Source organism: Synechococcus sp. N19, from assembly GCF_900474045.1.
GTDB lineage: Bacteria > Cyanobacteriota > Cyanobacteriia > PCC-6307 > Cyanobiaceae > Parasynechococcus.
Genome location: NZ_UCNR01000005.1, coordinates 133,865 through 154,497 on the forward strand (window position 1 = coordinate 133,865; position 20,633 = coordinate 154,497).

Here is a 20,633-nt window from a genome sequence, read left to right on the forward strand (position 1 = left end):
CACGTCACACGGTTGGGCAAACCGTTCAGTGCTGCATCTGATTGAGGAACCTGCGGCTGCGTTCCTCCCTGGCATTGCTGAAAAAGGTCTCTGGATCAGAGGTCTCCACCACCTGGCCCCGATCCATGAACATCACCCGATCCGCCACCTCACGGGCAAAGCCCAGTTCGTGGGTGACCACCACCATCGTCATGCCGCCTTTCGCCAGCCGGCGCATCGCATCCAACACCTCCTTCACCCGCTCCGGATCCAAGGCACTGGTGGGCTCATCGAACAGCATCACCTCAGGATCCAGGGCCAGAGCCCGGGCGATCGCCACCCGCTGCTGCTGACCACCGCTGAGCTGCGCCGGGTACTTGTGGGCCTGCTCGCGAATGCCCATCTGGTCAAGGAGATCCATTGCCCACTGCTCGGCAGCCGCCTTGGCACGCTGTTGCACCTTGATCGGGGCAAGGGTGATGTTTTCGAGGATGGAAAGGTGAGGGAAAAGGTTGAACTGCTGAAACACCATCCCCACGCGCTTGCGGATCTCCCGCACCTGACGTTCTGCATGGGTGGCGTCCAAGCGAACCCCAAGCACATCCAAGGCGCCGCCATCCAACGACTCCAGACCGTTGAACGTACGAATCAGCGTGCTCTTGCCGGAGCCGGAAGGCCCCATCACCACCAGCACTTCGCCGCTGTTCACCTCAAGGGTGACGCCATCGAGAGCTCGAACCCCTTGGGAATAGCTCTTAACCAGATCAGTGGCACGAATGGCGACAGTCATGAAGCGGAGCGGGCAGGGTCAAGCTGAACTTCCAGGTGGCGGGCCAGCAGCGCCATGGCGGTACACGCCAGCCAGTAAACCGCAGCAAGCCAGAGGTAGACCTCCAGATAGCGGCCGACGAAAGCAGGATTCGCCAACAGGCTGCGGCTGATGCCCAGCAATTCCACCAAACCGAGAATGGCCATCAGGCTTGTGTTTTGCAGCAGACCCACCGCCTGATTGGTGAGCGATGGAAGTGCAACCCGCAGCGCCTGAGGCAGCACCACCAATTGCAGCACTTGGCGCGGCGACAGCCCCAGCACGGCTGCAGCTTCCCGCTGGGTGGGCGGAATCGCCTGCAGGCCTCCGCGAACATCCTCTGCGATGTAGGCCGCTGCAAACAAGGCGAAGGCCACAACCGCCCGCAGAACTCTATTGATCTCAAGCCCTGGAGGCAGAAACAACGGGATCAGCAGTTGTCCAAAGAACAGAACCGCAATCAAGGGCACAGCCCGCATCAACTCGATGTAAGCGGCGCTGCTCCAACGCAGCACCGGCAGCTCACTGCGCCGGCCGAGGGCCAGGAGGATCCCCAACGGAAGCGCCAAAGCTCCACTGCCTCCAGTGAGCAGCAGCGTGAGCGTCAGACCACCCCAACTGCGCGTCCCCACCGGCAGCAGACCCAATCCTCCGGCCAACAGCCAGAGCCCCAGCGGTGCCATCGCGATCCAAACCAACGGCAACCAACGGCGAACCCAGCCACGCTTCGGACCAGTGAGGGTCAGCAGCGTCAGCGTGATCAGTGCTGCCATCCACAGCAACGGACGCCAGCGTTGATCCGCAGGGAAACTGCCCACTGCATACAGCGGGAGATTGGTGGTCACCACAGACCAGTCGGCTTCCACCAGCAGCCAATGCAGCATGGACCAGCCAGCCCATCCGAGCAGAGCCAGCAGCAGCAGGGTGATCCCGCGATCCAACCAACGGTTCATCAGCGGCTCCTGTTCAGACGATCCAGCACGGCACGGTTGAAGGCAGCCATGCCGCCGCTAATCAACAGATTCAGTAGCAGAAAGCTGAGCAACAACAGCAGGAAGCCCTCAATGGCGCGGCCGGTTTGGGTGATGGTGGTGTCACTGACGGCGTAAAGATCGGCGTAGCCCACGGCAATGGCCAGGGTGCTGTTCTTGGCGAGATTGAGGTACTGGCTCGTGAGCGCAGGAAGAATCGCCGGCAGGGCCTGAGGCAACACAATCCGACACAGCCCAAGCCCTTCTCCAAGCCCAAGGCTGCGGAAGGCCTCCCACTGGCCCCGCGGCACCGCATTGATGCCACCGCGCACGATCTCGGCAATAGATGCACCCGTGAACACCGTGAGCCCCACAAGAACCGCACAAAATTCAACGCTGAGGTTCAGGCCCAACAACTGAATGCCCTGATTCGAAAGCCGGATCAACCCACCGATCGGCACCGAGGGAAGGCCAAGGAAGGCAACGAAATACCAGAACAGCAACTGCAGCAGCAGAGGAATCTGACGAATCAAGGCCACGTAGCTTCCGGCCAGGCTGCGCAGCAGACGGTTGTTGCTACCGCGGGCTGCACCGGCAGCAACACCCAGGCCGGTGGCCAAGACCAGGCCAGCCGCGATCACCTTGAGGCTGTTCAGCCAACCAATGGTCAGGGCCCAGAGGTAGCTATCAGATGGGGCATAGGGGAGAGCTGTTTCCGCCAGAGCAAAACCAGCGGGTCGGCCCAGCCAGCCAAAACCCAGTCCCAAGCCCGTTCGAATCAGGTTGACCGCCAGATTGTTGACCAGCAGAGCCACAAGGCCCAGCAATACGGCGGCGACAGCAACCTGAACCAGGAGACGACGCTGCCGCATCAGGTGAACGGTGGGGAAATCATCAAACCACCTTCACCGGACAGCCGGTTCGCCCCCCGGGGAATCGCCACGGCACTGTCGGGTCCGAGATGGCGGTTGTAGATCTCGCCGTAATTGCCGGTGGCACGGATCACCTGAACAACAAAGTCATCGGCGAGTCCGAGTTTGCGACCCAGACCTGGGTCCACCCCCAGGAAACGCCGCAGAGCGGTCTGGGAGAGGTCAGCTGCGGCTTGCTTCACCACCGCATCAACATTGGCTTGGGTGATACCCCGTTCCTCGGCTTCGATCAGAGCGTTGATCACCCAGGTCATGGCATCACCCATTGGCTGATCCCCACCCACCACAGCTGGAGCCAGAGGCTCCTTGCTGATCCGGTCGTCGAGGATCTGATGCGCCTGGGGATCACTGAACCCTGAGCGTGCCGCCGCCAGTTGCGAGCGATCAGACGTCATGGCTGCGCAGCGCCCCTGGAGGTAGCCGCCCACCACCTGATTGAGATCTTGATATTTGATCGGTGTGTAGGGAAGCCCCTCGGAGGCGAAGGCGTCGTTGAGGTTTTGCTCGGTTGTGGTGCCCGATCCCACGCAAATGGACTTGCCGCTCAAGTCAGCCAGCGAACGCACTCCGCTGGCGGCATTCACCATCACCCCCTGTCCGTCATGGAACACCACAGGTCCAAAGCGCAGCCCATTGCCCCCCACAGCATCGCGGCTGAGGGTGTGGGTGGTGTTGCGAGACAACAGATCGATCTCGCCCGATCGCAAGGCCGTGAACCGCTCGGGCGCGGTTAAAGGCCGGTATTGAACCTTCTCGGCATCACCAACGAAAGCGGCAGCCATGGCACGGCAGATGTCGACATCCAGGCCGGTGTAACGACCATCAGGACTGAGAAAACTGAAGCCTGGAATCTTGCCGCTCACCCCACAAAGCAACTCACCACGCGCTTTGACCAGATCCAGACGCGAGCCAGCTGCACTGTCCAGTGACGCGCAGGACGCCAGGAACGAGGACAACCCGGCCAGCGCAACGATCAGAACACGTGAACTTGATCGGAACATCAGCGTTGGTACGGATCGGGAGGGATTGTCCCAGATCCCCAGCACATCCCCCACATCCGACCTAGGTTCATGGCAATCAGCCTGGCTGCAATGAAGGTCTGGGCCTGCCTTTTGGCAGGACTGATCGCTGGAAGCACGACTCCCTTTGCTGTCGCGGGGGACGAGCACGACCTTGGGACCTACAACAACAAGATGGCGCTGTTGGGCTTCCTTCTAGAGAGTGCTCAGCAACGGTCTGGCGGTGATGTTCAAACCCTATGCCTGTTGATGAGCATCAGCAACGACGTCACCGAGCAGTACGTGGAGACCAACCCTGCGGACGTACAGATCCAGCAGCGGATCATGGCGATGCGCCAAGACCTCAGGGCCTGTCTTGCCAACCAAGCCGAGGCTCATGCATGGGCTGATTCCTGACCACCGATCCGCTCGAACAGATCAAGGCTTTCCTCGTTCAGGCCAATCACGCTGACAACGGATCCACCGCTGCGATATTTGCGGATGAGCTGATCCAGCGCAGCCACGCCGCTCTGGTCCCAGATGTGGGCTTGGGAGAGGTCAACCGTGATGCGCTCGGGATGGTCGTGAAGATCAAATCCCTGGAGGAAGTACACCTTGCTCACAAAAAACAGCTGCCCCTGCACCCGGTACAACCGCTCCTGATCGCTGATCTCGACGGCCTCCACCTGAATCACCTTGGCCACCTTGCGACTGAACAGAATTCCTGCCAGCGCCACGCCTGCCAACACGCCAAGGGCGAGGTTGTGCGGGGTGGTGAGCATGGTGACTGCAAAAGTCATCAGCATCACCGAGGTGTCGCTCTTGGGGATGCGACGCAGGTTGCGCAGACCGTTGATGTCAGCAGTGCTGACAGCGATGCTGATCATCACGGCCACAAGAGCCGCCATCGGAATTTGCTTGAGCCAGGGCCCAGCCAGCAGGATCATCGCCAGCAGGCTCACCCCCGAGAACAGGGTGGACAGTCGCGTGCGGCCGCCGTTGTCCACATTCATCACGGACTGACCCACCAGGGCACAACCGGCCATGCCACCGAACAGGGAGGAAACGATATTGGCGATGCCCTGGCCCCGGGCCTCAACGTTTTTGTTGGTGGTGGTGTCGGTCTTGTCGTCGAGGATGTCCTGGGTCAGGAAGGTTTCCATCAGACCCACCAAAGAGATGGCCAAGGCGGTGGGAAGCACCAAGCCAAGGGTGTCCAGACTGAAGGGAACACCACCTTCACCAAAAGGAAGGCTGAAGGAGGGCAGACCTGAAGGAAGGGTGCCGAGGCTGCTGACCGTGGGGATATCGAAGCTGAATCCCACGCTGATCGCGGTCAACACGATGATGGCCACCAACTGTGAAGGCACCACCCGGGTGATCCGGGGAAGGCCATAGATGATCACCAGGCCCAGCAGGACCAAGCCGCAGACGACGGGGATCTGGCCGCCGTGGGGGAGCAACGACGAGGCCCCATGGTCACCATCTCCAGCGTGAAGGTTGAGACCGAGCTGGGGCAGCTGGGCCTGAAAAATCAGCAAAGCCAGCGCATTAACGAAGCCGCTCAGCACCCCTTGGGGAACAAAGCGCATCTGATATGCAAGACGCAGATACCCCCAGAGGATCTGCAGCAGACCCGTCACCAGCCCCGCCACCATCAGGTATTGGACCCCCAGACCTGGCCCCCGGGCTTCACCGGTGGCCACAAGGCCTGTCATCAACAGGGCGGTGGAGCCCGTGGCTGAGGTGATCATGGCCATGCGACCACCCACGACGGCGATGGTCAGCGACAGGCAGAAGGCTCCGAACAGGCCCACTTTGGGGTCCACCCCAGCGATCCCAGAGAAGGCAATGGCCTCGGGGATCATCGCGAAAGCCACCACCAGACCCGAGAGCAGATCTTTGCTGGAGTTGGCCAACCACTGATTCATCAGGGTTGGGCTGGATCGTTTGGCCATCAAAGGATGCCGATTAGGGGCGACCGTAAATCAGAGCGTCGGCAGGGTGCCTGCTGGATCCAAGCGCTGTTTCAGCTTTCGCAACTCGGGCAACCAGGGGCCGAACGCCGCCTCCAACTCCTTGTGATGGAAGGGCAGATGGTCATGAAACTGCGCCAGATGCACACCAGGGCAGACCGACTGAAGGACCTGCCAGACCTCCTCCAACCAAGCAAGACTGCGTCTCTGGCCCGGGGCATCTCCAGGAGTCCAGGCGGCGGTGATCCAGGGCTTCCACTCGGCAGTGCGATGCACGAACGAGCTGGCCTCCGCGGCAACCTGTTGCGTTGCCGCCCCCAGCTGCTGACAGGCCAGGCTGCAGAAGGGATGAGGACGATGCTGCAGCAAACGGCATAAATCCGGCATCACGACCCTCCAGAGCTCAGCAGCTGCCGGCCCCAGCAAGCCAACCACCTCCGTGTGAGATCGCGAAGGCATCGGAGCCGATCCCCGCAAGGGTGGGAGCTGGTGCAACCCTTCGATCTTCTGCGCACCGGTCCAGGGGGCATCGGCAATCCGGAGCAACTGCACCTCGTCAGCCCTCTCCCAATGCCACTGCAGACTGGTGCTGGCGTTTGATGCTTCGGCCCTGAGCATGAGCTCTGGCAGTTGATCCGGAGACACCACGCATTGCTCCACCCACAGCGGCAGGAGCGGCTGGGTGGCCATGCGCAGCGCACTCACCACCCCCAGAAACGGGGCTGCACCGCAGAGGCCTCTCCACTCCAGCGAACCGGCATCGTCAACCCGAGACAGGGCAAAGGGGCTGCCATCACCCCAGACCCCATGGATCTCGAGCACTTGATCCACAGCAAGCCCCACCTGCCGGCTTAGCGGTCCCATGCCACCCGTGAGCACATAGCCAAGCCCAGGCAGACCCGACAAACCAGCCGCGACGGTTCGGCTGTGGGGAAGCAAGACCTCCAGCACGTCTCGCATGCGGCAGCCCGCGCCAATCCAGACCGACTGATCCGCGGGTTGCCACTCCACACGTTGGAAATGGGTTTGCAGATCCAGGGTCCAGTGGTCGGCCACGGCGGCCCGAGATGTGGTGCCCCCGCCACAGAGACGCAGCGGCCGGGGACCGGACCAGTTCTGAACTAACTCAGCCAACTCCGCTGGTCGAGGGGAGACCAGACCGGATCGCCTCGCATCAGCCGCCTGCGCGTTGAAGAAAACGGGACGGTCTGAATCCATTGCGATGCGACCGATATCGTCAAACCATTGGAACAGCAGAGCGACCTTTTGGCCGAACAGCACGCGGAAACCGACAACGAGCGTCTTGGCGTTCTGATCTGCGGCCACGGGAGTCGCAACCGACTGGCCGTTGAAGAGTTCGCCCAGATGGTGGACGCCCTGCGGCCTCGGCTGGCCCCGATGCCGGTGGAACACGGCTACCTGGAATTTGCCCGCCCCATCCTTCGGGATGGTCTTGAAGCGCTCCGCGAGAAAGGCGTCACCAAGGTGCTGGCCATTCCCGCCATGCTTTTCGCAGCGGGGCATGCCAAGAACGACATCCCCTCCGTTCTGAACACGTACACGGCCAAAACGGGGTTACCGATCGATTACGGCCGGGAGCTGGGGGTGGACCGGTTGATGGTGTCGGCCGCCGGGGCTCGCGTTCAGGAGTGCCTGAATGCCGCTGAGCACGACGTTCCCCTGGCCGAAACTCTCTTGGTGGTGGTGGGTCGAGGCTCCTCGGATCCAGACGCCAACTCCAACGTGGCCAAGGTGACGCGGCTGCTGGTGGAAGGATTTGGTTTCGGCTGGGGAGAAACGGTGTATTCCGGTGTGACCTTCCCCCTGGTGGAACCGGGGCTGCGTCACGCCGTGAAACTGGGCTTCCGCCGGGTGGTGGTGGTGCCCTATTTCCTCTTTTCAGGGGTTCTGGTGAGCCGAATCCGCCAACACACCGAGCTTGTGGCTGCCGATCACCCCGAGGTGGAGTTTCTCTCTGCGGGCTATCTGGGAAACCACACACTCGTGGTGGACACCTTCAAGGAACGGGTCGAGGAGGTGCTGCGGGGGGACACCGCCATGAACTGCTCGCTCTGCAAGTACCGCGCCCAGGTGCTGGGCTTCGAACAGGACGTGGGACGCGCCCAGGAAAGCCACCACCACCATGTGGAAGGCCTTTCGGAAAGCTGCACGCTTTGCGAACTGGAGTGCACGGGTGCCTGCCAACCCGACGGCATCCCGATTGCCCATGACCACAGCCACTCTTCAGATCACAGCCATGGCTCAGACCACAGCCATGACCACCATCACCCCCCTTATCCCCACGCCGACCATCCCCTGGGCCCTACCACGTTGAAGCGCAAAAACGGCGCGCCTAAAGATTGATTCCATGGATCCAAAGAGAACCTACTGATGGCTTGTCGCCAATGACACGGTTCTCGAAAGCGACAGCAGCGACGAAGTAAAGATCAGGTTTTCTTATCGAAATTGCTTCGCCAGGGTTCACCCCCTTTTTCCACATAAAAAAACGTCGTTTTCCACAGGCTGAGGTTGGCTCGCCGGCTGTGACGGTCAACCTGTGAATTTCCGAGGGAATTGCGCCACCGGGTTGACAGACCGTCTATTCGACCTAGAGCAACCGCACCTTGTCACTTCCCGCACTCCCAAACCCAGTCACAGACTGCTGTCTCATCTCATCTCACCCGCAATTCAACAAATGGCGACGGCTTTGACGCAAGCGCCGGTGATGTGGCTTTCTTGGTGGGCGTTGGACAGAGACAAGCTGGACGGAATGGATCGAAATCACCTCGAGCGATGCCATGAAATGGGGACCACGGAGCACGGGACTGCTTCAAAAGCCAGCTTCGTGAGCCTTGAGACGGAAATCCCCGAGGTGCTCTATAGAGGCATGAAGGATTTCATCGGGGAGCACCCCACCTGGGACCAATACCGCGTGATGAGTTCTGCTCTCGCCCACTTTCTGTTTCAGAACGGCTGTGACGACCGCGCCGTGACCGAGCGCTACCTCCACGATCTGTTCATCCGCCCCGACCACTGAGGGCCAGCAGGCAGGCCCGACGGCTCAAGGCCATCATCGTCAGCGTTGGGCTCTGCCAGGCCGACGTCGGCCAACAGGCGCCATCCACCACAAGAACGTTGGGAGCACGCCAAAGACGGTTGGAGGAATCAACGACGCTGCTGGTCTCGCTTCTCCCCATCGCAGCTCCTCCCACCTCATGGATGTAATACCCGGGGGGGGCTGCACCTTCAGACAGCGCAACAGCACCCTCCAGGAAAGGTTCTACCAAGGGGAGGTGAAAGAGGTCTTTGATCGATTTGGCTTCGCCTCCGGCGGCGGCGATGCAGGCCTGGATCGAGGCGCGCATGTGCCTCACCATGGCAAGTTCATTGCTGCTCCAACGGCAGGCAATCGAGGGGACACGCACGCCCCAGCGATCCGTGCGCTCACTCAGGGTCACCCTGTTGTCAGCCCTGGGAAGAACTTCGCCGTGACCAATCAGGAACCCGGTGATGCTTGAAGGGCGACGCCGTAACCAACGCGGCGGATCAAACCGTCCAATGCCACCCCAGAGGCCGTAGCCGCCCTGAAAATCAGCCGATGGCAGGTGTCGGCCAAACGGAACGAAAAAACTTCCAGCGCCCGTGAGCATGGGCTGTTCCCGCTGAACAGGCTCGGGGAAGGCAAAAAACTGCGATGTGGAGACATGGTCCATCAAGCGTGTGCCCAGTCGTCCTGAGGGGTCGTCCAAACCGTTGCTCTGTTCGCCACGACGGGAGCGCAACAGGATGGAGACGGACTGAATCGTGGAAGCGGCCAGGACCACGAGATCCGCCTTCAACGCCCTGCGGTTGCCATTGGATTGGTCAACGGCAACCACACCAATGGCTTTATCTCCGCCGGCATCCATCAAGAGATGCTCCACCAGATGCGCAGAGAGAAGCTGGGTGCGTCCTGTGGCCATGGCGCGAGGAAGGCTGCTGCCGCGACTGCTGGAGCGGGGCCAGGCGGGATCTTCTCCCTGCGGCGCCGGACCAAACCCCCTCGAGGGGATCACGGGATAGCCCAACCGTTGCTGCACAGCTTCGGCAAAACGCTGTTCCGCCGGCGTCGCCGCCAGAGCCGGTTGCGTTTCACCGTCCGGCAGATGCTGCAAACCATCGCGCCCACCACAAACGCCCAGCCAGCGCTCCAGTTCGGCGTAGTGCGGTGTCAGCTCACCACTGCGCAACGGCCAACGGACCTGTTCACCCTCCACATTCACACCAGCCAGATCTTCATCCGAGAGACGCAGGGTGATGCCACCCCAGGTGAGGCTGCGACCGCCAACCTGCAGACCTCGCGTCCACAGAAACGGCTGATCCGCCGGGTGCTCATAGGGATGCAGACGCTCGTCGGCATACAGACGAGGGTTGGCTTTCCAGTAGCCGGGATGCTGGGACTGCTGGCGATGGCTGCCGCTGGTCAGGCCCACGATCCGACGCAGCAGATTTCCCGGTTCAGCCCCGAAGGCTTGCGTGCTGTTGAGGTCAGGTCCTGCCTCCACCACAAGCACCTGCGCTCCTGCTTCAGCCAGGGTCATGGCGGCCACGCCGCCACTCGCTCCCGAGCCGACAACAATGGCGTCCCAGGGGCCATCGCAGTTCATGGAGCGACTGCTCATGGAGGCACGACAGACAAAAAAAATCTCCCAGGAGGGAGATTGTTGATTCAATCAGATTTGGTGGCGGGGGGGAGATTTGAACTCCCGACCTTCGGGTTATGAGCCCGACGAGCTACCAGACTGCTCTACCCCGCGGCGACCCGAAAATCATACATGTCGGTGTCGCAGATGACCGCAAAGTCACGACTGCAAGGCACCGGACACGCTGAGCTTGACGCTCGGGTTCACGACCAGCACCTGCTCATCGAGCTCGTCTAGCCCCATGGGTGTGAGCCACTCGAGTTGACGCAAGAGATGCAGTGCAACCGCTTGCTTGGCACGACGGGAGCCGTCTTCCACCTTGATGGCTACTCCAAGACCTTCACCCACGCGGCTGAGGCATTGAATGCCCTCTGCACCGCCCTTGCTCAGGACCTGGCCGTGGCTACGCCGCATCAGCTCGGTGTCGAAACGACCCTCACCAGCCACAAGGTCGGGGTGACTCAGCATCGCCCGACTGATCTGCTCGAGTTCGGCATGTTGTGAGGCACCGAGATGGGCGTAGAGCAAGGCCATCTGAGCCAACTGCAACACCAGGGTGGGAGCGCCACAGTCATCCCGCTCGGCAACCAATTCCTCAGCAGGCAAGCCGATCAGTTCAGCGACCCTGCGGTTCACTTCGACCTGGAGAGGGTGGTCCTGCTGGAGATAGGTCTCGATCGGCCAGCCCATCTTTCGGCTGGTGGCCAGGAAGGCAGCGTGCTTGCCGGAACAGTTGTGCTGAAGAGGACTATCAGCCCCATTCGGCACAGGGCATTGAAGTGAGGCGCTGTCCAACTCCGCTTTCCAGAGCAACCGGAAGGCTTCCCGGGCATGGGCATTGGTGCCCGCATGGGACGCGCAGCTGATGGCGATGCCCCGTTCATCAACATCCAGTTGGTCGGCGGTTCCACTGCTGAGAAACGGCAGGGCCTGAAAAGGCTTAAGAGCCGAACGAATGAAACTTTCCAAGCCGGGGTTTCCTGCCGACATCAACACCCGTCCTCGGCCATCACAAACCACGGCATGAACGCGATGCACCGATTCCGTGATCGATCCGCGCTGCAAGCAGACCTCAAGGGGGGCTGACCCGGTCCGGGCTGCAGGGCTGAAGCCCGAAGGCAAAGTCATCGGAACCCCGATTGGTTCAGAGAGCCTGACAGAGACTGGCACCGGCCAGCATCAAACCCGCTGAGGTGGCCATGGCCCGTCCCAGACGACCCAGGATCGGACGAACCTCATGCCGGGCCACCAGCAGGTCGCGTTCCCGCCAAGACAGAGGCTTTTCCCAGGTCTGCCCGTCGTACCAGCCGGATTCCTCGTAGTCGACGGACTCACGCAGAAGCCGCTGCATGACGTAGGTCCAGCCCAGCCATTGCCGCACCAGCAACAGCAGGGGAAGCACAAGAGCGGCCACAGCGGCTGCGGCCAGGAGCCGGGGCGGATCCTGCTTCAGGGTCCAACTACCACTGGCGATCAGGCTGCACACCGGCAACATCAGCAGCCAGAAGCCTGCTAGGCGTTGGCTCAGGCGAGGTTCCTGACCCGCTGGCCAGGAGAAGAACCACGACTCGCAGAGCTGTTGAAACTCCTCAAGAGGCCGCTGCTCCGGTGGAACGGGGCAGGACACCGCTTCTGCCATGGATCAAGCGGCTACTTCACCGACGGTAAGAAGGTTCGGCTTTCGCCGTGACTCCAGAACGCCTCAAGGTCGTAGTAGCCGCGCTCATCGGGCATCAGCACGTGAACGATCACATCGCCGTAATCAAGAAGCGCCCAGCGCCCCTCATTCAGCCCTTCCTTGCGCAAGGGGAGCAGGTCTGCCTCAGTTTCCAGGCGGTCTTCAACCGACCGGGCAATGGCACGCACCTGAACGTCGGACTGACCGCCTGCGATCACCATCCAATCCGCCAGGCTGGACACCTCATCAACACGAATCAGACGGATGTCGGTGGCCTTGCGGTCATCGCAGGCATCGGCCACCAGTTCAGCAAGCTTTTCGCTATCCATAAACGTTCTCGCTGGTAACGGAGCTGCGTGAGCCCTCCTGTTGGGCCATTTCAGCTCTGGCCTTACTGGCACTCTTGCGCAGCGCCTCAAGCCGGTCTTCGTAGTAGCTGCGGCGGCGCTTCTTGCGGGTCTTTTCGACCAGCTCCTTCAATGCGCCTCCAAGACTGCGATAGGCGTTCGGCACGCTGTAACCAAATCGGCAGGCCAGATCGATCGCACGCTCGTCTGCACTGATGGCGTCCTGCAGGCGTTTTTCGGAATTGTTCTTCAGATAAAGCCGATACCCCGCAAAGCCGGACAGGCCAAGGGCCATCAACAACAGCAGGCCGTCCTGAACCCACAATTCACCGATGGCACCGCCGAGACCGATGGCCAGAGCAGCCATCTCCCAACCGTCCCGGGGAATTGTGTCGTTCTGGATCCGACCAACTTCATGCCAGAACAGCAAATTGCGGTGATCCAACGCCAGGGCGTCCCATTCGTCGAGATCCACCTGGATCTCCACTTCATCCCGGCCGATTTCCTCAAGGGTGATCAATGGAGGATCGACTGCAGCAGCTGATTCCACAAACACCCAGCTCTGCATTTCCGGTGGCAGCAGCCCCTTCAGGCGCTGGAGCTCACTCATTGCAACTCTGGTGCTGATCTCCCTTCACCGTAGCGAGGCCAAGTCCCCCGGTTGGGGCAAGGCCGCGTGAGAGGCTTGATCTGTTTGGCCAAGGACGATTTCCCATGCCGAGGCGGTCTGATCTGCGTCGCATTCTCTTGCTGGGATCTGGTCCGATCGTGATCGGCCAGGCCTGTGAGTTCGATTACTCCGGAACCCAGGCCTGCAAGGCCCTCAGAGCCGAGGGATATGAAGTCATCCTTATCAACTCCAATCCGGCGTCGATCATGACCGACCCGGAGATGGCCGATCGCACCTACATCGAGCCACTCACGCCGGACGTGGTGACACGGGTGATCGATCAGGAGCGCCCGGATGCTCTGCTGCCGACCATGGGCGGGCAGACCGCCCTCAACCTGGCGGTCACCCTGGCGGAAAACGGCACCCTCGAACGCTTTGGCGTTGAGTTGATTGGTGCCGATCTCAAAGCAATCCAGAAGGCGGAAGACCGTCTGCTGTTCAAGCAGGCCATGGAGCGCATCGGGGTGAAGGTCTGCCCTTCGGGCATCGCCTCATCTCAAGAAGAAGCCGAAGCCGTCGGGGCCGCGATTGGAAGCTTCCCCCGGATCATCCGGCCCGCCTTCACACTGGGGGGAAGTGGCGGGGGCATTGCCTACAACCCCGAGGAATACGCAGCAATCTGCAAAAGCGGGCTTGAAGCGAGTCCGGTGTCTCAGATTCTGATCGAGCAATCGCTCCTGGGCTGGAAGGAATTCGAGCTTGAGGTGATGCGTGATCTGGCTGACAACGTCGTGATCGTCTGCAGCATCGAAAACCTCGACCCCATGGGGGTGCACACCGGGGATTCGATCACGGTGGCTCCAGCCCAGACCCTCACGGACCGGGAATACCAGCGGTTGCGCGACCAATCGATCGCCATCATTCGGGAGATCGGTGTCGCGACGGGCGGCAGCAACATCCAGTTCGCGATCAATCCCGACAACGGTGACGTTGTGGTGATTGAGATGAATCCCAGGGTGAGCCGATCGTCGGCCTTGGCCAGCAAGGCCACCGGCTTCCCGATCGCCAAGATCGCCGCTCGCCTCGCCGTCGGTTACACCCTCGACGAAATCCTCAACGACATCACCGGAAAGACGCCTGCCTGCTTCGAACCGACGATCGATTACGTCGTCACCAAAATTCCACGCTTCGCCTTCGAAAAATTCCGAGGCAGTCCGGCGGTGCTCACCACCTCAATGAAATCGGTGGGCGAAGCGATGGCCATCGGCCGTTGTTTCGAAGAGTCGTTCCAGAAAGCCATGCGTTCCCTGGAAACCGGATTCTCGGGCTGGGGAGGCGACCGGGAGGAACCGGAGCTTACGGATGCTGAGCTGGATCGTCAGCTCAGGACCCCCTCTCCGGAGCGCATCCTCAGCGTGCGAACGGCGATGGTGCGCGGACGCAGCGATGAGGAGATTCATCGGATCAGCAGGATTGACCCCTGGTTCCTGGCCAAACTGCGGCGGATCATTGAGGCGGAGGCCAGGCTGATTAATGGCAAAAGCCTGGATCAGCTGGATGCCGACAGCTTGTTTGAGGCCAAGCAGCTGGGTTTTTCAGACCGACAGATCGCCTGGCACACCAAAAGCGACGAATTGTCGGTGCGTCAGCGGCGCCATCAGCTCGATGTTCGCGCCGTCTTCAAAACCGTCGACACCTGCGCAGCGGAGTTCGCTTCCTCCACTCCTTATCACTACTCGACCTACGAGCGTCCCTTGCAGACCCTGCAGGCCGACGGATCCCTCAAGCCCCTTCCCGCCTCGTCCGAGGTGAGTCGTCGTGAGGACGGCCGCAAGATGATGATCCTCGGCGGTGGACCCAACCGGATCGGACAAGGCATCGAATTCGACTACTGCTGCTGCCATGCCTCCTTTGCAGGGCAGGATCAAGGGATCACCACGGTGATGGTGAACAGCAATCCAGAAACGGTGTCCACTGATTACGACACCAGCGACAGCCTCTACTTCGAACCGCTCACCCTGGAGGACGTTCTCAATGTGATCGAAGCGGAGCGTCCCGATGGCGTGGTGGTCCAATTCGGTGGACAAACGCCTCTGAAACTCGCCATTCCTTTGCTGCGCTGGCTGGACAGCGATGAGGGGCGCGCCACGGGCACCAGCATCTGGGGCACCTCCCCTGAATCAATCGACCGGGCCGAAGACCGCGAGCAGTTCGAAGCTATCCTCCGCGATCTGAACATCCGCCAACCCCGCAACGGCTTGGCACGCAGCGAAGAGGAAGCACGGGCCGTGGCCACACGAGTGGGCTACCCAGTCGTCGTGCGTCCCTCTTACGTCCTGGGCGGACGGGCCATGGAAGTGGTGTTCGACGAAGAGGAACTCAACCGCTACATGCGCGAAGCCGTTCAGGTGGAGCCCGACCATCCGGTGCTGATTGACCAGTACCTCGAAAACGCTGTTGAGGTGGACGTTGATGCCCTCTGCGATCACACCGGTGCTGTGATCGTGGGTGGTCTGATGGAGCACATCGAGCCGGCCGGAATCCATTCCGGCGACTCGGCCTGCTGCTTGCCGTCGGTTTCCCTCGGCGAGGCGGCACTGAACACGATTCGCGAGTGGAGTCTCTCCCTGGCGCAAACGCTCGAGGTGCGAGGTCTGATCAACCTCCAGTTCGCCGTGCAGCGCAACACCGATGGGTCGGAAGTGGTTTACATCATCGAAGCCAACCCCCGCGCCTCCAGGACGGTCCCCTTCGTCGCCAAGGCCACAGGTCAACCTCTCGCTCGCCTGGCAACCCGACTGATGGCGGGCGAAACCCTGGCCGACATCGGCATGACCAGCGAGCCGAAGCCGCCGCTTCAGTCGATCAAGGAGGCGGTGCTGCCGTTCCGGCGCTTCCCGGGGGCCGACACGGTGCTGGGGCCGGAAATGCGCTCCACGGGAGAGGTGATGGGATCCGCCGACAGTTTCGGCATGGCCTATGCCAAGGCTGAGCTCGGTGCTGGAGAAGCGCTGCCCACCCAGGGGACGGTGTTCCTCTCCACCCACGACCGCGACAAACAGGCGCTGGTGCCCATCGCCGCTCGGCTGATCGAACTCGGGTTCGATGTGACTGCCACATCAGGCACGGCTCAGGCGCTCGCAAACGCGGGATTGAAGGTGCAATCGGTGCTCAAGGTGCACGAGGGGCGCCCCAACATCGAGGATCAGATCCGCTCCAATCAGGTGCAGTTGGTGATCAACACACCGATTGGCCGCCAAGCTGCCCATGACGACAAGTACCTGCGTCGGGCAGCGCTCGATTACGCCGTTCCAACGGTGACGACCCTCGCGGGAGCAAGGGCAGCGGTGGAGGCGATCTCAGCGCTCCAGCAACAGCCGAGGCTCAGCATCCATGCCCTGCAGGACGTGCACGCCATGCAGCGTTAGGCCACCGGTAGGGTTGCGGGAGCCACCTCAACGCTGTGACAGCCTCCGTTCCCGTCAAGCCTGGAAGCGACCTGCGTGATGACTTCCGTCGCGCCTACGAGAACCGCTACACCTGGGCGCCTGGATTCTCCGGCTATCGCGGCCGCTGCATCTGGCAACAGGGCGATCAACGGGTCGAGGGCACGTTTGAGATCGGTGCCGATCTCAAAGCCAAGGTGGACGGCATTGAAAACGAAGAGATCCTCAAGGCGGTGAATTCCCAGCTCTGGGAAGTCGCGATCCATCGCGTGCGTCGCAGCTTCGAGCAGACCCACGGTGAGAACACCTTCACCGCCGGTGACACCAACGAAGTGGGAACCGAAGTGCTCGTCGGCGGCAAGGGTGAAGGAGACAAGTACCGCATCAAAGATGACGTGGTGACCATGGTTCACCGCCACATCCACGGCACCGTCGTGACGATCTACACCACTGATGTCACCGACACGGGTGCGGGCTACCTCAGCCACACCTACACCAGTCAGTACGCCGACCCGGCAACGGGAGAAGCCCGGGGCGGCCGCAGCAGCTTCAAAGACAGCTTCGCTGCTCTTCCTGGAGATGGCCCTTGGGTGCTGACCGAGCGGGTCGTGACCACCGAAGCCCATGGCGATACCCCCGCCGGAAGCCAGACCTTCCGTTTTGAAGATCTCGAATCGCTCTGAGTTGATTGCCGGTGCAAGCCGGCTATGAGACCATCCGCCCAAACCTGTTGAAAGGCATGGGCGGAGTCGAGTCGACCATTCAGGCCATCAATGGCCCGATCAACAGCATCGTCTGGGGATGGCCCACCGTCCTTTTGATTGCCGCGACGGGCATTCTTCTAATGGTGGGCCTGCGGTTCATGCCGCTGCAACGGCTGGGCTATGGCATCTCGATGATGCTTCGGCCGGGTGCATCACAAACGGAAGGAGAGATCACTCCCTTCCAAGCGCTGATGACGTCGTTGTCGGCCACGATCGGCACGGGAAACATTGCCGGTGTGGCGGGAGCCATCGCCGTTGGTGGACCTGGTGCCGTCTTTTGGATGTGGATCATCGCGATCTTCGGCATCGCAACCAAGTACGCCGAAGCGGTGCTCGCGGTTCAGTTCCGCGAAACCGATGTAGACGGCAACCACGTGGGTGGGCCGATGTACTACATCCGCAACGGACTCGGCAGCGGCTGGAGCTGGATGGCGGGCCTGTTTGCCCTCTTCGGCATGTTGGCGGGCTTCGGCATTGGCAATGGGGTTCAGGCCTTTGAGGTGTCGTCTGCCTTGAGCCTGATTGGCATCCCGAGGCTGGCGACCGGAGTCGTTTTGGCAGCCCTGGTTTTCGCTGTCGTGATCGGGGGCATCAAACGCATCGCCCAGGCGGCCTCCGCCATTGTTCCGTTGATGTCGATCCTCTACATCGCTGCATGCCTTCTGGTGTTGCTGGCCAATCTGGGCAGCGTGCCTGAAGCCTTCGCCACGATTTTCTCCAACGCCTTCTCCGGCCAAGCCGCAGCCGGTGGGGCCCTCGGTCAGGTGGTGCTGATGGGCTTCAAGCGGGGCATCTTCTCCAATGAAGCGGGCCTGGGCAGTGCTCCGATCGCCCACGCGGCTGCCAGAACCGATGATCCCGTTCGCCAAGGCACGGTGGCCATGCTGGGCACCTTCATCGACACCCTGATCATCTGCACGATGACTGCCCTTGTGATCATCACCACCAAAGCCAATCTGATCCTCGATGCAGCCGGCGACAAGCTCAGCGGCGCAGACCTCTCCATCGCTGCCTTCAACACCGGCATCGCCGGCAGCGGCGTGGTGGTCACCCTGGGACTGGTGGTCTTCGCCTTCACCACCATTCTCGGCTGGAGCTTCTACGGCGAACGCTGCACCACCTACCTTTTCGGTGATTCCGCCGTGCTGCCCTTTCGTCTGACCTGGGTGGCTGTTGTCGTGATTGGTGCTGTCGCAGGCGACCGCGGCGTGATCTGGTCGATTGCCGACACCCTCAATGGCCTGATGGCTCTCCCCAACCTCGTGGCCTTGATCCTGCTTTCCGGAACCGTGTTCAAACTTACCAAGGCCTACAGCTTCAGCGACTGAGCACAGCGGCGAGCAATAAAAAAGGGGGGGCTGTTGAGCCCCCCCTTTTTTATTGGCAGTCAATCAACCCTGATCGGGCAACGGAGTCACAGACTTGAGCCTTTCATTGAGCTGGGTCGCCAAGCTCTGACGACCCACCGCCAGAACCTTGAGGGTGTCTTCGTGCATCCGCAGTTGAGCATCGGCAACCTGCATGCCACGCACAAGCTCCTTGAGCTCATCAGGAAGGGTGTTGAGGTCGTAGCGCTTGCCTTCAAAGGTCAAGACGGGGTTGTTGGCTGCGGAATCAGTCATCGTTCTTCGCCGGGATGGCGGTGTACCGGCGGCCAGATCGTAGAGGGCTTCAGGACTTCTGCCGATCTCGAATGAACTGCCGTTCGCACAATTCGCGGTAACGCCCACCACGCTGCATCAACTCGTCGTGGGTTCCTCGATCGACCACGGCTCCCTTTTCAAGAACCACAATGCGATCGGCCTCCTGCACCGTGGCCAGACGATGGGCGATAACCAACACGGTTCGCCCCTTCATCGCCTGCTTCAGTCCGAGTTGCACCGCCGCCTCAGCTTCAGCATCAAGGGCACTGGTGGCTTCATCCAGCAGCAAAAGCGCTGGATTGCCAAGCACCGCCCGTGCAATGGCGATCCGCTGCAGTTGGCCACCGGAAACGTTGGTTCCCCGTTCCTCGAGCTGGGTTTCATACCCCTGGGGCAAGGCACGGATGAAATCATCCGCATTGGCCAACCGTGCCGCATCGCGCACCTCGTCGTCCGTCGCACGACGGCCAAACCGAATCGCTTCGGCAATGGTTCCGGAAAAGACGGTTGTGCGCTGCGGAACCAGGGCCACCTGCTGACGCAGCGCACGGGCGCGCATCAAGCTGATGTCAGTGCCATCGAGACGAATCTCGCCCTGTTGCGCCGTGTTGAACCGGAGCAGGAGCGACAGCAGAGTGCTTTTGCCCGCACCGGAGGGGCCAACAATGGCCAGCACCTGGCCCGCATCCACCCGCAGGTTGAGTTGATGCAGCACCGGCTGGACCGGGTCATAGCCAAAGCTCACCTGATCAAAGACCAGATCACCCTGGAGAGCACCGATGGAATGCGCCTCAGCTGGATCCGGAGCCTCCTGGGGCTCGCGCTCGATCTCCCGCAAACGGCGCAGCGACGCCTGACCCTGCTGAAATTCGTTGAAGTTGTTGGTGACGTGGGCGATGGGATCGATCAGCACGATCAGCCCCGTCAGGTAGCTGCTCAGCCCAGCGATACTCAGATCACCGGTCTGGATTCGCCAGGCTCCGAGGGCGAGCACGGCAAACAGACCCACCACCTCGATGATGCCCACCACCGGATGCTGGAGCGCCACAAGGCTGTAGGTGCGATGGCGAGCCTGCCGGTGTTGATCGATTTCCGTCTCGAAACGGTCCTGCAGCCAAGGCTCGGCGGCAAAAGCACGCACCAGGGGCAAACCTTCGATGGCCTCACCCAGCAGACCGGCCAGTTCGCTCACCTTTTTCTGACTGCGCTCCGTGGCCGCCATCACACGAGCACCAAACAGACTGATCAGCCAGACGATCACGGGCGCCAGCAACAGGATGGCCAGCGTCAGTTTCCAGTCGAGCCAGAGCATCATCCCCAGCACAGCAAGCAGCTGCAGCACGCTGGGGACCGTGTCGTGAATGGTCTTGTACAGCACCTCGCTGACACGATCGGCGTCTTCGGTAAAGCGGTAGGTGAGATCACCCGCTGAAAGCTTCTCGAGCGCCCTCAGCTCGACGGTCTGCAGGCGGCGGAACAGATCACGCCGTAAGTCCTGGCTCACCAGCAGTGCAGGGCCGGCAAGAAGCGAGTCCTGAGCGAACTGGGCGATCTTCTGAACAGCAAAGATCAGCAACGCCAGCCCGATCAGCTGAAGCACCCGAGTCAGATCACCCGAGCCCAGTGCGGGGAACAAATCTCCGGCCAGCTGCACGAGCAGTGGAAAGCTGCCGACGTAAATCACCATGCAGCAGCCCCCCCAGAGCAGTTCCCGCAGATGGGGACGGAGCAACGGCAGCAGCCGGCGAAATCCGGCCTGGGATGGGGTCAGCATCGCGGCACAGTATCAATGGTGAGCT

19 protein-coding genes and 1 tRNA gene are annotated in these 20,633 nt (G+C 61.3%); 6 read left to right on the forward strand and 14 right to left on the reverse strand.

Annotation, left to right across the window (positions count from 1 at the left end; genetic code table 11):
* Positions 1-25 precede the first annotated feature (25 nt).
* Genes DXY02_RS02620 through DXY02_RS02635 form a run of 4 tightly spaced genes read right to left on the reverse strand, consistent with a single transcriptional unit; the run spans position 26 to position 3,691 of the window.
* The gene (locus DXY02_RS02620) at positions 26-769 is read right to left on the reverse strand and encodes an amino acid ABC transporter ATP-binding protein (RefSeq protein WP_114987882.1); all 744 of its coding nucleotides are present in this window, start codon (positions 767-769) and stop codon (positions 26-28) included.
* Complete coding sequence (locus DXY02_RS02625) at positions 766-1,740, reverse strand: amino acid ABC transporter permease (RefSeq protein ID WP_114987883.1); 975 nt, start codon at positions 1,738-1,740, stop codon at positions 766-768. Before DXY02_RS02625 ends, DXY02_RS02620 begins: the two co-directional genes overlap by 4 nt.
* Positions 1,740-2,630 (reverse strand): ABC transporter permease subunit, encoded by an 891-nt coding sequence (locus tag DXY02_RS02630; RefSeq protein ID WP_114987884.1) that lies wholly within the window; start codon positions 2,628-2,630, stop codon positions 1,740-1,742. Before DXY02_RS02630 ends, DXY02_RS02625 begins: the two co-directional genes overlap by 1 nt.
* Positions 2,630-3,691, reverse strand: coding sequence for an amino acid ABC transporter substrate-binding protein (locus DXY02_RS02635; protein WP_114988011.1), 1,062 nt, complete (start codon positions 3,689-3,691; stop codon positions 2,630-2,632). Before DXY02_RS02635 ends, DXY02_RS02630 begins: the two co-directional genes overlap by 1 nt.
* A gap of 69 nt (positions 3,692-3,760) precedes the next feature.
* On the opposite strand from DXY02_RS02635, the gene DXY02_RS02640 reads away from it, so the two are divergent.
* Positions 3,761-4,105 carry a hypothetical protein gene (locus DXY02_RS02640; protein WP_244276123.1) on the forward strand — a complete coding sequence of 115 codons (345 nt, stop codon included), beginning with the start codon at positions 3,761-3,763 and terminating at the stop codon, positions 4,103-4,105.
* Here DXY02_RS02640 and DXY02_RS02645 read toward each other — a convergent pair.
* Both DXY02_RS02645 and DXY02_RS02650 read right to left on the reverse strand, forming a co-directional pair.
* Entirely contained in the window at positions 4,084-5,646 is a 1,563-nt protein-coding gene (locus DXY02_RS02645; protein WP_114987886.1) for a SulP family inorganic anion transporter, read from the reverse strand. The two genes, DXY02_RS02640 and DXY02_RS02645, sit on opposite strands and share 22 nt — an antisense overlap.
* 30 nt (positions 5,647-5,676) lie before the next feature.
* Positions 5,677-6,798, reverse strand: a complete 1,122-nt coding sequence (locus tag DXY02_RS02650; RefSeq protein WP_244276124.1) for an FAD-binding oxidoreductase — start codon at positions 6,796-6,798, stop codon at positions 5,677-5,679.
* A gap of 132 nt (positions 6,799-6,930) precedes the next feature.
* On the opposite strand from DXY02_RS02650, the gene DXY02_RS02655 reads away from it, so the two are divergent.
* A complete protein-coding gene (locus DXY02_RS02655) occupies positions 6,931-8,028 on the forward strand; it encodes a sirohydrochlorin chelatase (RefSeq protein ID WP_114988012.1) in 1,098 nt (365 codons plus the stop codon).
* A 406-nt stretch (positions 8,029-8,434) separates the two neighbouring features.
* Positions 8,435-8,701 (forward strand): DUF2811 domain-containing protein, encoded by a 267-nt coding sequence (locus DXY02_RS02660; RefSeq protein WP_114988014.1) that lies wholly within the window; start codon positions 8,435-8,437, stop codon positions 8,699-8,701.
* Here the strand turns inward: DXY02_RS02660 and DXY02_RS02665 are convergent.
* From DXY02_RS02665 to DXY02_RS02690, 6 genes are all read right to left on the reverse strand, one after another.
* Positions 8,682-10,325, reverse strand: coding sequence for a GMC oxidoreductase (locus tag DXY02_RS02665; protein ID WP_114988013.1), 1,644 nt, complete (start codon positions 10,323-10,325; stop codon positions 8,682-8,684). The genes DXY02_RS02660 and DXY02_RS02665 overlap by 20 nt on opposite strands.
* A 58-nt stretch (positions 10,326-10,383) precedes the next feature.
* Positions 10,384-10,460 (reverse strand) — tRNA-Met (locus tag DXY02_RS02670).
* A gap of 45 nt (positions 10,461-10,505) precedes the next feature.
* Positions 10,506-11,474: an asparaginase gene (locus DXY02_RS02675; RefSeq protein ID WP_114987888.1), complete on the reverse strand. Its 969-nt coding sequence runs from the start codon at positions 11,472-11,474 to the stop codon at positions 10,506-10,508.
* A 16-nt stretch (positions 11,475-11,490) separates the two neighbouring features.
* Positions 11,491-11,985: a CGLD27 family protein gene (locus tag DXY02_RS02680; RefSeq protein ID WP_114987889.1), complete on the reverse strand. Its 495-nt coding sequence runs from the start codon at positions 11,983-11,985 to the stop codon at positions 11,491-11,493.
* Between the two features lie 11 nt (positions 11,986-11,996).
* The gene (rsfS, locus tag DXY02_RS02685) at positions 11,997-12,353 is read right to left on the reverse strand and encodes a ribosome silencing factor (RefSeq protein ID WP_038554011.1); all 357 of its coding nucleotides are present in this window, start codon (positions 12,351-12,353) and stop codon (positions 11,997-11,999) included.
* Positions 12,346-12,981 (reverse strand): DUF3318 domain-containing protein, encoded by a 636-nt coding sequence (locus tag DXY02_RS02690; protein ID WP_011364772.1) that lies wholly within the window; start codon positions 12,979-12,981, stop codon positions 12,346-12,348. Before DXY02_RS02690 ends, rsfS begins: the two co-directional genes overlap by 8 nt.
* A 104-nt stretch (positions 12,982-13,085) precedes the next feature.
* On the opposite strand from DXY02_RS02690, the gene carB reads away from it, so the two are divergent.
* The 3 genes from carB to DXY02_RS02705 are packed head-to-tail and all read left to right on the forward strand — an operon-like array spanning position 13,086 to position 18,519.
* Positions 13,086-16,409, forward strand: a complete 3,324-nt coding sequence (gene carB / locus DXY02_RS02695) for a carbamoyl-phosphate synthase large subunit (protein WP_114987890.1) — start codon at positions 13,086-13,088, stop codon at positions 16,407-16,409.
* A 35-nt stretch (positions 16,410-16,444) separates the two neighbouring features.
* Positions 16,445-17,110, forward strand: a complete 666-nt coding sequence (locus DXY02_RS02700) for a DUF3386 domain-containing protein (protein WP_114987891.1) — start codon at positions 16,445-16,447, stop codon at positions 17,108-17,110.
* A 56-nt stretch (positions 17,111-17,166) separates the two neighbouring features.
* Entirely contained in the window at positions 17,167-18,519 is a 1,353-nt protein-coding gene (locus DXY02_RS02705; protein ID WP_114988015.1) for a sodium:alanine symporter family protein, read from the forward strand.
* 63 nt (positions 18,520-18,582) lie between these two features.
* On the opposite strand, the gene DXY02_RS02710 is transcribed toward DXY02_RS02705, so the two are convergent.
* Together DXY02_RS02710 and DXY02_RS02715 are read right to left on the reverse strand one after the other, a co-directional pair.
* Positions 18,583-18,813: a DUF6447 family protein gene (locus DXY02_RS02710; protein ID WP_114987892.1), complete on the reverse strand. Its 231-nt coding sequence runs from the start codon at positions 18,811-18,813 to the stop codon at positions 18,583-18,585.
* A 49-nt stretch (positions 18,814-18,862) separates the two neighbouring features.
* Positions 18,863-20,608, reverse strand: a complete 1,746-nt coding sequence (locus DXY02_RS02715; protein ID WP_114987893.1) for an ABC transporter ATP-binding protein — start codon at positions 20,606-20,608, stop codon at positions 18,863-18,865.
* Positions 20,609-20,633: the final 25 nt, after the last annotated feature.